General features: G+C 48.2%; 13 protein-coding genes and 1 other RNA gene. 1 reads left to right on the forward strand and 13 read right to left on the reverse strand.

Features of this window, described 5'->3' with window-relative positions:
* Nucleotides 1-306: hypothetical protein (locus tag AC3WT9_RS33595; protein ID WP_492408867.1), on the forward strand; the 306-nt coding region annotated here is incomplete at its 5' end.
* Between the two features lie 58 nt (nt 307-364).
* Here the strand turns inward: AC3WT9_RS33595 and AC3WT9_RS33600 are convergent.
* The 13 genes from AC3WT9_RS33600 to pyrG form a co-directional block, all read right to left on the reverse strand.
* On the reverse strand, nt 365-631 hold the full coding sequence (locus AC3WT9_RS33600) for a pro-sigmaK processing inhibitor BofA family protein (RefSeq protein ID WP_341089113.1): 267 nt from the start codon (nt 629-631) through the stop codon (nt 365-367).
* A 31-nt stretch (nt 632-662) separates the two neighbouring features.
* A complete protein-coding gene (locus AC3WT9_RS33605; RefSeq protein WP_492408869.1) occupies nt 663-920 on the reverse strand; it encodes a hypothetical protein in 258 nt (85 codons plus the stop codon).
* Between the two features lie 235 nt (nt 921-1155).
* A complete protein-coding gene (gene recR / locus AC3WT9_RS33610; RefSeq protein ID WP_038584584.1) occupies nt 1156-1752 on the reverse strand; it encodes a recombination mediator RecR in 597 nt (198 codons plus the stop codon).
* Nucleotides 1753-1788: 36 nt separating this feature from the next.
* Nucleotides 1789-2100 carry a YbaB/EbfC family nucleoid-associated protein gene (locus tag AC3WT9_RS33615; protein WP_038584581.1) on the reverse strand — a complete coding sequence of 104 codons (312 nt, stop codon included), beginning with the start codon at nt 2098-2100 and terminating at the stop codon, nt 1789-1791.
* 49 nt (nt 2101-2149) lie between these two features.
* A complete protein-coding gene (gene dnaX / locus AC3WT9_RS33620; protein WP_341377000.1) occupies nt 2150-3925 on the reverse strand; it encodes a DNA polymerase III subunit gamma/tau in 1776 nt (591 codons plus the stop codon).
* Nucleotides 3926-4070: 145 nt separating this feature from the next.
* Nucleotides 4071-4339, reverse strand: an RNA gene (ffs, locus tag AC3WT9_RS33625) — signal recognition particle sRNA large type.
* A 140-nt stretch (nt 4340-4479) separates the two neighbouring features.
* Nucleotides 4480-4677 (reverse strand): 50S ribosomal protein L31, encoded by a 198-nt coding sequence (gene rpmE, locus AC3WT9_RS33630; RefSeq protein ID WP_038598301.1) that lies wholly within the window; start codon nt 4675-4677, stop codon nt 4480-4482.
* Between the two features lie 117 nt (nt 4678-4794).
* Nucleotides 4795-6072, reverse strand: a complete 1278-nt coding sequence (locus tag AC3WT9_RS33635) for a radical SAM family protein (RefSeq protein ID WP_341376999.1) — start codon at nt 6070-6072, stop codon at nt 4795-4797.
* 24 nt (nt 6073-6096) lie between these two features.
* Nucleotides 6097-7455, reverse strand: coding sequence for a transcription termination factor Rho (rho, locus tag AC3WT9_RS33640; protein ID WP_341089107.1), 1359 nt, complete (start codon nt 7453-7455; stop codon nt 6097-6099).
* A gap of 150 nt (nt 7456-7605) precedes the next feature.
* A complete protein-coding gene (gene murA / locus AC3WT9_RS33645) occupies nt 7606-8859 on the reverse strand; it encodes a UDP-N-acetylglucosamine 1-carboxyvinyltransferase (RefSeq protein WP_341089106.1) in 1254 nt (417 codons plus the stop codon).
* A 236-nt stretch (nt 8860-9095) separates the two neighbouring features.
* Nucleotides 9096-9950: a class II fructose-1,6-bisphosphate aldolase gene (gene fba, locus AC3WT9_RS33650; RefSeq protein ID WP_038584566.1), complete on the reverse strand. Its 855-nt coding sequence runs from the start codon at nt 9948-9950 to the stop codon at nt 9096-9098.
* A 208-nt stretch (nt 9951-10158) separates the two neighbouring features.
* Entirely contained in the window at nt 10159-10545 is a 387-nt protein-coding gene (locus AC3WT9_RS33655) for a response regulator (RefSeq protein ID WP_038584563.1), read from the reverse strand.
* 400 nt (nt 10546-10945) lie between these two features.
* Nucleotides 10946-12553: a CTP synthase gene (pyrG, locus tag AC3WT9_RS33660; protein WP_341089104.1), complete on the reverse strand. Its 1608-nt coding sequence runs from the start codon at nt 12551-12553 to the stop codon at nt 10946-10948.
* Between the last annotated feature and the right edge of the window lie 284 nt (nt 12554-12837).

Genomic DNA, 12837 nt, shown 5'->3' on the forward strand with positions numbered 1-12837 from the left:
GGATCAAACTCTCCAAATTGGTATTTAGAAAGAGCGATTGCTCAATTTGAAACATCTGACGAGAATTTACATTCTCTCGATGAAATTTCTAAAGCGTATAAATACGCTGTGAAACTCATCAGTTTTGGATCTCACTTACGTGATTTCCCACTCACTCGTTGTTCAGTTTTCAAAGATCAATGTCTCTTTTTTCGTCGTCGTTGCTTGTCAGCAGCGACCTTTATAATATATCACAGCACCCTTGCTTCAGTCAAGCGTTTTTTTAATTTCTTTTTTCGCTTTCCTTATTGGCAAGTTATCAAGTGATATCTTGTCCAAAGGGCCGAGACTTAATGTATCATAAATTAATAACATGCGTCAACCATTAAAACAAAGTTATTTTTAAACCGAGCAGCATCAGGACTCCCGGAAGTCCAAGAACCGTTACGGCGCCTATGGTTGCCGGGTTTAAGGGAAGATAAACTTCCGTAAGCAATCCGGAGAAATTCACTATATAAATACCCAGTGCAGCAAGAATAAGATGAGTTCCAAACAAACTGAGCCAGGCCCAGCCCAATTTTTTACGAAAAACTATTAATATCAATAATAACCCGGATAATATCAATACACCCATTGCAGCCAATCTTAGCATTGTGCCCCCCCTTTACATATCTTGTCCAAGCTTATAATAGACTGCGGTTAAGCCCCAAGCTTTTAGCATGCTTAAGATGAATCTGATATTTGCGTTCTGCTGCCTCCAGAATATATATCGCGTAGTCAATTTGATCCTGTCCCAGCGCCTCATCAAACATCAAATAAGCTCTTTGCCACTCCGCTTGTGCTTTGCACACGTCGAGGAATACATTCCAGTGCTCATCCAAGTCTGACACTTGAACATCTTTTGCATCGTTTCGCTGCTTTCTGGAGCCCCACCAACCCATTTGCGATTCCCCCTCAAGAATAATTCTATGCTTTGATAACGCAGCTTCCGCGTTTTGCATATTCTCATTCATATAAAGATGGGGACAAACTTAGAACTAAAAAAGTCCCACAAGGTAAGATGGCGGTTCATAGCTTATCTTGTATGTAATGTATCGTTAAAAGGACGTATGCGCCCTCGTAAACAAAAAAGAAGCCCTCACGGGCTTCCTTTGCTGATTATGATGTCAGAACTGCTTAGAGCTCACGACGGCCTTCCAAAGCTTTGGATAAGGTAACCTCGTCCGCATACTCCAAATCGCCCCCCACGGGCAAGCCATGGGCTATTCTGGTGATTTTAATATCGAACGGACGGACCAGACGGGAGATATACATGGCCGTAGCTTCACCCTCAATATTGGGGTTAGTGGCCATAATAAGCTCTTTCACTCTCTCGTCGCTCAGACGGGTCAACAGTTCCTTGAGTCTTATATCGTCAGGACCTATGCCCTCCATCGGTGAAATTGCACCCTGAAGCACATGATAGTAGCCGTCGAACTCCTTGGTTCTCTCTATGGCTACAAGATCCTTGGAGTCTTGTACCACACAGATCACTGAGGTATCTCGGGTTTTGTCCTGACATATACGGCATGGATCGGTGTCCGTAATGTTGCAGCAGACCGAGCAGTAATGAAGATTGCGTTTGACACTGACAAGCGCTTTGGCAAAATCAATAACTTCATCCTCTTTCATGTTGAGTACATGAAAAGCCAGCCGGGCTGCTGTCTTCGGGCCGATCCCGGGCAAACGTGTAAAAGCTTCGATCAGCTTGGCTAGCGGTTCTGGATAATACAAATTGATGGTTCTCCTTTGGTCTGGAGTGGAGTAGGCCTAGAATAAGCCAGGGATCTTCATTCCGCCGGTGAATTTACCCATATCGTTGTTAGCCAGCTCTTCAGCCTGGGTAAGGGCGTCGTTTACAGCTGTGATGACAAGATCCTGCAGCATTTCGATATCTTCCGGATCAACAGCCTCAGGTTTGATTTGCATGGACAGCAGCTTCTTATGGCCATTCACTTGAACGGTAACCACGCCGCCGCCGGAAGAACCTTCGATCGTCTTGCTTCCCAGCTCTTCTTGGGCTTTGAGCATTTGCTCCTGCATTTTTTTAACCTGTTTCATCATTTGGTTCATATTATTCATAAGTCGTCTCTCCTTTGGAATGCGCTTATTGCGCTCATAGGCTTAAATGCTACTCTTTTATGACAACAAGGTCTTCTCCAAAGAGCTGGATGGCCTCGTCAATCCATGGTTCAGTCTTTGTCTCCGCAGTTTCATGCTCATGCTCGAGACGAAGCTCCTCCTTGCCCGGTTGTGCAGCAGACTTCTGCGCCGCTTCATTCCAGTCGCGCAGAAGTATCGTGACCAGACGGTAGGGTTTACCCAGCCGTGCAGCTAACACATTCTCAATCACCTGTCTGTTAGCCGGTTTCTCTGTGGTATCCCGGTGAATTGTGTTCTTAAAGGCCACAAGCACCGCATCTTCCATTACAGACACAGGTTCACCGTCAACAAACCAGGCATGCACGGTTACCTTCTCCTCCTTCACCCCTTGCAAGACGACACTCCATTGTTTAAACACCGAAGCGAAATCAGCACTGTCTTTACTGGCGATGAATTTATCCAGCTGCGGAGGCAGCTTGGAGGGTGAGGAGATTCGTGGAGCCGAGCTTTGGGCTGGCTTCTGGGCGGAAGCCTGATCTCTTGAGCCGTTACCGGATATCCCCCCGGACTGCATAGCCTGCTCGAGCTTCTTCTCCAATGCGGCAATCTGACGCTTGAGAAGCTCCAGTTCCCCCGAATCCACGGAGGAGCTGCCCCCTGAAGGCTGCAGGGAGGTCGCTGAGCCAGGGGCAGCCGCCAGAATCGGAGCCCCTCCGCCCTGCTGCAGGCTGCATAACTTCATCAGCGCCACTTCAAACAAAGTCTGCGGATGAGTGGCATATTTCATTTCTCCCAGATAGCGGTTCAGGGTCTCGACAATTTCAAACAGCCGCTCCCGGGAGAACGCTGCTGCCATATCGCGGAATTCAGCCGGATTGAGAACCCGGTCTGTTAGCTGATCCGCGCCCGGCACCATCTTGATCATCAGCAGATCACGGAAATAATACAGCAGGTTCTCCAGACATTTGTCGGCGCTTTTGCCTTCGTGCATAAGCTGCTCGACAAGTTCCAGAAGCAGACCCATATCACCTTCCAGAATGGCTGTTGCAAGGCGGGCAAACTGCTCAGAAGGAATTCCGCCCGTCATCCCCAGCACTTGCTGGTAAGTCACATTTCCGTCTGTAAAGGAAGAAATCTGGTCCAGTATGCTGAGAGCATCGCGCATCCCCCCATCGGAAAGACGGGCAATGTACTGCAATGCATCTACATCTGCAGTAATGCCTTCCTTCTCACAGATTTCAGTCAGCCGGCCAGTCTGCTCTTCGAGCGATACTCTTCGAAAGTCAAAACGCTGGCAGCGGGAAATAATCGTTGCCGGCAATTTATGAGGTTCTGTCGTCGCCAAAATGAACATGACATGGGGCGGCGGCTCCTCCAGCGTCTTTAGCAGAGCGTTGAACGCTTCTGTTGTCAGCATATGCACTTCATCAATAATATACACTTTACGGCGTACTTCGGTAGGCGCATATTTCACCTTATCCCGCAGATCGCGAATCTCTTCAACACCCCGGTTGGAGGCCGCATCAATTTCCTGCACATCCATTACGTTGCCAGCAGAAATCCGTACACAGGATGGACATTCATTGCATGGCTCCGGACCCGGACCGCGCTCGCAATTGACCGCTTTGGCGAGCACTTTGGCAGCACTCGTCTTGCCGGTTCCCCGCGGGCCGCTGAACAGGTAGGCATGCGAAACCCGCTGTTCACGAATCGCATTCTGCAGCGTCTGGATAATGTGCTGTTGTCCTACCATGTCTTGAAACGACTGCGGCCGCCAAGCACGGTACAGCGCGATATGTTCCACTATGCATTACCCTTTCTTAGGCTGCCGCTTTCCGGCATTTGTCGCTAATTTATTATACTATATTCCCCAGACTTTGACCAAAAACAAAAAGCATCTTTGCTTGTGGCAAAGACGCTATCATTAACGATATGTTTATAATATAAAACCGTGCACCTGTTATTGATGGCTGCGATCCAAGCGGCAACCCTACAAGACTGCTCGGGCTAGGCCACCCTCCGGCACAAGAGTAAACTTGCTTATGGCTGCTTCCTTCCGGACCTGACCAGGTTCACAAGCACTCATTGCGGAGGACCCAACCGTCAACACAGTCCATAGGGACCAAGGCCTCACATCGACAGCACCTCTAACAGGAATTCAACCTCGCTACAGCGGATTGCGAGTTACAGGGCACCGCTACCTCCCCGTCTAGCACGGCGAAGATAAGTATAGCTCACCGCCTGGTAAAAATCAACCCGACAAGCGGTAATGGCATTATTTTCCTCTAGTATATAAAAACCCCCTGGCTAAAAAGCCAAGGGGCAGTCCAATCTTATGCCACTGAAAGGCAAGGCTGATTAGATGCCGTATTTCTTCTTGAATTTATCAACGCGACCACCGGCATCAAGGAATTTCTGCTTGCCAGTGAAGAACGGATGGCAGTTAGAGCAAATTTCGACGCGCAGCTCTTGTTTAACAGAACCGGATTCGAATGTGTTGCCACATGCGCAGGTTACCTTAGTAAGGTTGTACTTTGGTTGGATTGCTTGTTGCATTTCAATTTCACCTCTCATGCCCTAGGACTCATGCGGACCCAGAGTTATTAAACATACAACGGTATTTTAGCATGAAAGGTAGAAGTCTGCAATATATTTAAAGCCCATATTTCCGTGCTACATATGGACTCTGCGCTGTTTGGCACGGGCCAAATCCGCTGGAGGGACATGAGTGAAGGAGCCTATAACCACACCCGGAAGTTCCTCGCGGAAAATCTCAAGCATGGTCTTCATACCCAGAATTTCGCCTTGCGCCGGAGGAATGAGTTCTAAATAGCTCTCGGGATCAATGTTCAGATTACGCATCTGAATGAGTTTCAGATCCGTTCGTCTTACAAACTCCACCATGGCCTCAATTTCTTCCTCGCGATCCGTGACCCCGGGGAAAATCAGATAATTGATAGACGTATATACACCCTGGGCCGCAGCGTATTTCAGCGACTTCTCCACATTCGCCAAAGTGTAGCCGCGAGGCTTGTAGTAAGCGTTGTAATGGTCATCCAAGGCACTGATCGTACTCACCCGCATCAAATCAAGCCCTGCGTCAACAATCCCGCGGATATGGTCGCTCAGCCCGGCGTTGGTGTTGATATTGATGTAGCCCATATCGGTAACCGAACGCACTTCACGAATAGACTCAATGATTAATTTGGCCTGTGTGGAAGGCTCGCCTTCACACCCCTGACCGAAGCTGATGATGGACTGGGGCGTCTTCAGATGCTCCAGCATGACTTGAGAAATTTCATCCACCGTAGGCCGGAAGTTCATACGGGTCTGCGGCGATACAAACCCGCTGTCATCAGGCTGTTCGGAAATACAGCCAAAGCACCCGGCATTGCAAGAATAGGAGACCGGAACTGCACCTTCCCAACGACCTAAAAAGGTATTTGAGGAAGTCAGGCATTCATAGCCCAGCGCGCAGTTGGAAAGATGATCATATAGACGGTTCTCCGGATACTTGGCGGTCAAATCACCGACTCCGGCTTCCACATTCTCCCGGTCACAATTCAAAGGGTTCCATTGTTCGGGATCATCCGTAAGATCAGCAGCTACATAGAAGCCGCCATCCTTCCACACTACAGCGGAATATCCGAACAGCGGAAGCTTATATGACTTGTCTGTCTTGACATAACCAGGAAGACAGAGCCTTGTAAAACCCTGCGGCAACAGTGCACCTACAGCCTGCAAACCTTCCGGCAACGGCAGCATTTCCCCTGTCTCGGGGTTCATGCCCACTGCCCGCGTATTAGGCAGTCCTACCAGTGTCGCGCCTTCCGGCAGCGGAATCAATTCTTCCTCCAGCATCTCAACAATCATATCTCCGCTGCGGGCAAGCCCGTACAGCTCGGGATGATCATATACGTTTCCTTGCCCGTCGGCATATACCAAATACATGTTAGTCTCCTCTTATATCAATTCTCAGGTTGTAGGAACAGTAGGTGTCTTGGGCCGTGTTGTCCGGCGCGCCGACGAGCCGCTATTGGAAGTCCCGCCATTGCTGGCTGTACCGCTTGCCGATGAACCCTCTTTGCCTCCGGCCACATCAAAAGACGCCAGGAATTCGGCATTGGTCTTGGTGTCACGCAGCTTTTTGATGAATCCCTCTACAAAATCGTACGACTCGTTCATATTTTTGCGAATCGCCCAAATGGTATCGAGTTCTTCCTTGCTCAGCAGCACCTCTTCGCGGCGTGTGCCTGAACGGCGGATGTCGATTGCCGGGAAGATGCGGCGTTCCGCCAGCTTGCGGTCCAAATGCAGCTCCATGTTGCCCGTACCTTTAAATTCTTCATAAATGATATCATCCATACGCGATCCGGTATCAATCAGCGCTGTTGCAAGGATCGTCAGGCTTCCGCCTTCTTCTACATTCCGCGCAGAGCCAAAGAAACGCTTCGGACGGTGGAACGCCGCAGGATCTATCCCCCCGCTAAGTGTCCGGCCAGAAGGAGGAACCACAAGGTTATAGGCGCGCGCCAACCGGGTAATGCTATCCAGCAGAATAACAACATCCTTTTTATGCTCAACCAAACGCAGTGCCCGCTGCAGGACAAGCTCAGCTACCTTAATATGATTCTCCGGAAGCTCATCAAATGTGGATGCAACCACTTCGCCTTTTACAGAGCGCTGCATATCAGTTACTTCTTCTGGACGTTCATCAATCAGCAATACAAACAGTTCAATCTCGGGATTATTAGTGGAGATACTGTTGGCTATTTCTTTCAGAAGGAGCGTTTTTCCTGCCTTGGGAGGTGCTACAATCAAACCGCGCTGCCCCAAACCTACAGGAGCAAGTAAATCCATTATTCGGGTAGATAAATGAGTAGGGGATGTTTCGAGCGGCAGCTTGTCTTGCGGATAAAGAGGTGTCAGCGCCGGGAAATGCAAGCGCTCCGCTGCACTGGCAGGATTCTCGCCATTCACGGCATTTACTTGAAGCAATCCAAAATAACGTTCATTTTCTTTCGGTGTGCGGCATTTCCCGGAAACAAGATCGCCGCTTCTTAAATCAAATTTGCGAATTTGCGAAGCCGAGATATAAATATCCTCCGCGCTGGGCAAATAGTTAATCGGCCTCAGGAAACCATAACCTTCAGGCAAAATTTCCAGTACGCCTTCCATGAACATGAGCCCGCTTTGCTCCGCCTGTGCACGAAGAATCGCAAAGATCAGTTCCCGTTTCTTGAGCGTTCCGTAGTAGGGAATCTGGTATTTCTTAGCCAGCTTATACAGATCGGTCAGCTTCATTTCTTCCAGATCGGAAATTTGAAGATCCATGTAATAACCACCTATTCAATTTTTGTATGAGTTCGGGCAAAATATGAGTCTATTAAATTGCTCATTAGGATAGGATTACCCAAATTGGAAGGAGATATGCAGTTAAGAGGCAAATATTACTCCTCCCAATTCCTCAGGCAACCTCAATTTCTATTCGTTCTCGCGCCAGACCTCGGCACCCAAATTACGGAGATTGCTAACAAGATTATCATATCCGCGGTCAATATATTCCACACCCGTCACCTCGGTAATGCCTTCCTGAACAGTCAGTCCGGCAATGACCAGCGCCGCACCCGCGCGCAAATCGGCAGCCTTTACTTTAGCAGCGTTAAGCCTGCCGCCTTCAATAATGGCGGATCGCCCTTCTACGCGGATCTTTGCGCCCATCCGCACGAGTTCCGGTACATGCTTAAACCGGTTGCTGTAGACAAAATCGCTAAGGACGCTAACTCCCTCAGCCTGGGTCAATATACTTGTCATCGGGGATTGAAGATCGGTGGCAAAACCGGGGTATACCAAAGCCTTAACATCGACATGCTCATATTGGGCTCTGCCGATAACACGAATGCTTTCGTCCAGTTCTTCAATTTCTACGCCCATCTCCAGCAGTTTGGCGGTTAATGCCTCCAAATGTTTGGGGATAACGTTATCTATTAACACGTTGCCGCGCGTCGCTGCAGCAGCAATCATATATGTCCCAGCTTGAATCCGGTCGGGAATGATGGAATGACGGCAGCCATGCATTTCCGTAACGCCTTCGATCCGGATGGTTTCGGTACCGGCGCCTTTAATAACTGCGCCCATAGAGTTTAATAGGGTAGCTACATCTATAATCTCAGGCTCTTTAGCCGCATTTTCAATAATTGTAGAGCCTTTGGCCCGTGAAGCCGCAAGCATAATGTTAATGGTCGCACCAACGCTGGACACATCCAGATAAATTTTCGCACCGCGCAGTTCCTTGGCATAAAGATGAATCGAACCATGATCATTGGTTACGGTCGCTCCCAGCGCCTCAAAACCTTTAATGTGCTGGTCAATGGGGCGGGGTTCAAAATTACAGCCGCCGGGAAGACCAATTGTCGCTTCTTTGAATCTTCCAAGAAGTGCTCCCATCATATAATATGAAGCCCGCAATTTCTTGACGGGGCCATTAGGCATTGGAATGGAGACGATACGGGAGGGATCAATTCTCATCTGGTTGCCTGACCACGACACAGTCGCACCAAGCTCTTCCAGAATTTCAGAGTAAACAGCCACATCACTAAGGGAGGGCAAATTATCCAGAACAACTTCAGATTCGGCTAAAATCGCCGCAGGAATAAGCGCAATTGCGCTATTCTTCGCTCCGCTGATGGTTACAACGCCCTCTAGCGGACGTCCACCGCCAATCATTAATTTTTCCATAGATTTATCTGGTTCCCCCTACGTGTATTGCAACTTATCCGGCAATACCTGCTGTGGCATTTTTGGTGAATAAAATGGAAAGACACCGGCTAAGCGGTGTGCTTTCCATATCAAACTATTCAACTGGACAGCGTTAAATAACCTGTCCCGGTGCATAAAGATATTAATCTGTGCAGATGCACAAAGGAAAGAGCACTCTAAACAAGGGTAGCTCGTCCGTTAAGGGCTGAAATAAATTACGCTTTGTTGCTGGATCCGAACTCGCGGATTTTGCCAATAACGGTTTGTTTGATGGCATCGCGGCCTGGTGCGATAAATGTACGTGGATCGTAAGCATCAGGTTTAGCAGCAAGAACTTCGCGAACTACTTTAGCAAATGCGATTTGGTTCTCAGTGTTTACGTTGATTTTGGAAGTACCCAGGGAGATCGATTTCTTGATATCGTGCTCAGGGATACCTGTACCACCGTGCAGAACCAGTGGAAGTTTAACCGCATTGCGGATTTCTTCCATTTCTTTGAATCCGAGGTTAGGCTCGCCATGGTAAGGACCGTGTACAGAACCAAGTGCCGGAGCCAAAGTGTCGATGCCGGTTTCTTTAACGATGCTTACGCATTCGTTCAGGTCAGCATATTGAATGCCGCCAATAACGTCATCTTCTTGTCCGCCAACTGTACCTACTTCGGCTTCTACAGAAACACCTTTAGCGTGTGCATAGTCAACGACTTTTTTAGTCATTTCAATGTTTTCGCTGATTGGGTGGTGGGAACCGTCGATCATTACGGAAGTAAATCCGGCATCAATGGCTTCTTTACATTTGTCAAAGCTAGAACCGTGATCCAGGTGAATCGCTACAGGAACGGTGATTTTCATGTCATGAACAAGACCTTCAACCATCTTTACAACAGTGTAGAATCCGCCCATGTGACGAGCTGCGCCTTCGGATACACCAAGGATAACCGGTGATTTCTCTTCTTCTGCGGCACCAAGAATCGCTTGAGTCCACTCCAGGTTGTTGATGTTGAACTGGCCTACTGCATATTTTCCTTCAAGTGCTTTGTTTAACATGTCTGTCATAGATACTAATGGCATGGTTTCAATCCTCCTAAGAATGTTGGTTGCTTATATATAAGCCGACATCACATACAGGCTTATTATAGCACATCCTGTGTTAAATACTAAATAGGGCACACAAAAAAATGTCCCGGTGGGACGATATTCATCCAGCCCATATCCTTAGCGGAACTCATCCTCTTTAGACTGTCCATTTCAGGAGCATCCCAAACCGCCTATTCCAACACTAGCTGCACTGGTCTATCGACTTGCTGTTAAGATGCATGTTCACGGCTACCCGCATCTCATCAATGTCAAAAGGTTTGGTAAAGTGCATCAGTGCTCCGAGTTTTGTCGCTTCCTTAATCATATCCAGCTCTCCGTAGGCAGTCATCATAATCACCTTTATGGCCGGATTGATCTCCTTCAAATGCTTCAGGATTTCGAGTCCGTCCATTCCCGGAATCTTCATATCAAGCAGAACCAAGTCTGGGGATTCACTACGAACAATGTCCAGTGCCAATTTTCCGTTAGCTGCTTGAAAAGTGGTATACCCTTCGCTATTAAAGACTTCCATGAGAAGAATCCGGATTCCGTTCTGATCGTCGACAATTAAAACTTTCTTCTTTTCCATATCATACCCTCCCAGATTTAAGGCAGATTGACTATACCGCGCTCCGCACAGCTAACGGCCCACTACAACTTAGTCTATACGAAACCTATAATTCGTGCTTTATAGCCAAAATCCTGCTAATTGGATAAAATGGGTAAATACAATCCATATAATGGTTAATACTGACTACCCGGGAATGGTAAATTCAAAACTATAAAAATTAAATTTCTCAACACCATTAAAGGTATACAAACCCTTATAACCAAAAAAAACGGCTTTGCCGTCCTTAACGAAGGACGACATCCGTTTCTGTAGAGATGAAGGAAAAGGTATAGCGCACAACCTGTACTGCCCCATATTTTGAAGAAAGCCTCCAGATGGAGGCTTTCAAAGACCCGTGAGGGCCGGTTTGACATATGAATTACAGCTGTTCGGAATGAGTCAGTGAAGCTTTGACAAATTCACGGAAGAGCGGCTGCGGACGGTTCGGACGGGAAGTGAATTCCGGATGGAATTGTACCGACAGGAACCAAGGATGACCCGGAAGCTCCACAATTTCCACCAGACGTCCATCAGGTGAAGTCCCGGAGATCACAAGACCCGCTTTTTCAATTTCGTCGCGGTAGGCGTTATTGAACTCATACCGGTGACGGTGGCGTTCATAGACCAATTCATCATCATAGCAGGACATAGCCAGTGAATCCGGCAAAAGCTTGCAAGGATACAGTCCAAGACGCATGGTGCCGCCCATATCTTCGATATCCTTCTGCTCAGGGAGCAGATCAATCAGCGGATGCGATGTAGTCGGATCAATCTCCGAACTGTTCGCCCCTGCCAGTCCCAACACGGAACGGCCGTATTCGATAACGGAAACCTGCATTCCCAGGCAAATCCCGAAGAACGGGATCAACTGCTTACGGGCATAACGGATTGCGGAGATTTTACCTTCAATCCCCCGGTCGCCGAAGCCGCCTGGCACCAGAATGCCGCCTACTCCGCCAAGCAGTTCGTCCACATTCTCGTCGGTCACCATCTCGGCGTCCACCCAGCGGAGCTTCACTTCCGCATTGGCTGCGAAACCTGCATGCGAAAGCGACTCCACCACACTCAGATATGCATCATGCAAAGCAACGTACTTGCCGACAATAGCGATCTCCACGGTGTGTTCCAGCTTCTGGATCCGCTCCAGCATGCTTTCCCATTCACGCATATCCGGCGCAGGTGTAGTCAGCTTCAAATGATTAACCACAATCTCATCCAGACCTTCATCGCGCAGGTTAAGCGGAACCTCATACAGTGTGGAAGCATCACGGCACTCAACTACTGCATTGGCGTCGATGTCACAGAACAAGGCGATTTTGGCTTTCATGTCATCAGAAAGCTGATATTCCGTACGGCACACGATCACATTCGGCTGAATCCCAATGCTGCGCAGCTCCTTGACACTATGTTGTGTCGGCTTTGTCTTTACTTCACCCGCAGCCTTAATATAAGGAATCAAGGTTACGTGGATATACATTACATTTTCCCGGCCAATATCACCCTTAATCTGACGGATAGCTTCCAGGAACGGAAGGCTCTCAATGTCACCCACAGTACCGCCGATCTCAGTAATAACTACATCAGAGCCAGTCTCGCGGCCGGCGCGGTATACCCGTTCCTTGATTTCATTCGTGATGTGAGGAATAACCTGAACCGTGCCGCCCAAATATTCCCCGCGCCGTTCTTTGCTGATTACGGAGGAATAAATTTTACCTGTCGTCACATTGCTGTTCTTAGACAGATTGATATCAATAAACCGTTCATAGTGTCCAAGATCGAGGTCAGTTTCCGCACCATCATCGGTGACAAATACTTCCCCGTGCTGATAAGGACTCATAGTTCCAGGGTCTACATTGATATAAGGATCAAATTTCTGGATCGTCACCTTCAGACCTCTGTTCTTGAGCAGCCTGCCCAGCGAAGCAGCGGTGATGCCCTTGCCCAGGGAAGACACAACGCCACCCGTTACAAAAATATACTTTGTCACTGTAAAACCCTCCTAAATAAAGTCCAGAAATTCAGGCGACGCATTTGTTTATCGTAACCCTTTTTTCCATCATCAAAACGGGGAACTTAAAAGTTACTTCTGCCATCCCAAAAAACCAGGGATGTGTTCATCCAATCACGGAAAAACCATCTAAAAAAACAAAAAAGTGACACCCGTAGAGCCGGGGCACTTTTTATTTTAGAAAATAATATTAACGTTCATTATAAGCCCATGCAATAGTTTACTCTGACGGTCCTACCCATGTCAAGGGAGGAATTCTGCCC

Source organism: Paenibacillus sp. EB106-06-01-XG199 (genome assembly GCF_058791575.1).

Bases quoted from the DNA above. Each gene is read 5' to 3' on its own strand.
- AC3WT9_RS33600 (WP_341089113.1), bottom strand. From the start codon at position 631: ATGCTAAGATTGGCTGCAATGGGTGTATTGATATTATCCGGGTTATTA.
- AC3WT9_RS33605 (WP_492408869.1), bottom strand. From the start codon at position 920: ATGGGTTGGTGGGGCTCCAGAAAGCAGCGAAACGATGCAAAAGATGTT.
- AC3WT9_RS33615 (WP_038584581.1), bottom strand. From the start codon at position 2,100: ATGAATAATATGAACCAAATGATGAAACAGGTTAAAAAAATGCAGGAG.
- rpmE (WP_038598301.1), bottom strand. From the start codon at position 4,677: ATGCAACAAGCAATCCAACCAAAGTACAACCTTACTAAGGTAACCTGC.
- AC3WT9_RS33635 (WP_341376999.1), bottom strand. From the start codon at position 6,072: ATGTATTTGGTATATGCCGACGGGCAAGGAAACGTATATGATCATCCC.
- rho (WP_341089107.1), bottom strand. From the start codon at position 7,455: ATGGATCTTCAAATTTCCGATCTGGAAGAAATGAAGCTGACCGATCTG.
- murA (WP_341089106.1), bottom strand. From the start codon at position 8,859: ATGGAAAAATTAATGATTGGCGGTGGACGTCCGCTAGAGGGCGTTGTA.
- fba (WP_038584566.1), bottom strand. From the start codon at position 9,950: ATGCCATTAGTATCTATGACAGACATGTTAAACAAAGCACTTGAAGGA.
- AC3WT9_RS33655 (WP_038584563.1), bottom strand. From the start codon at position 10,545: ATGGAAAAGAAGAAAGTTTTAATTGTCGACGATCAGAACGGAATCCGG.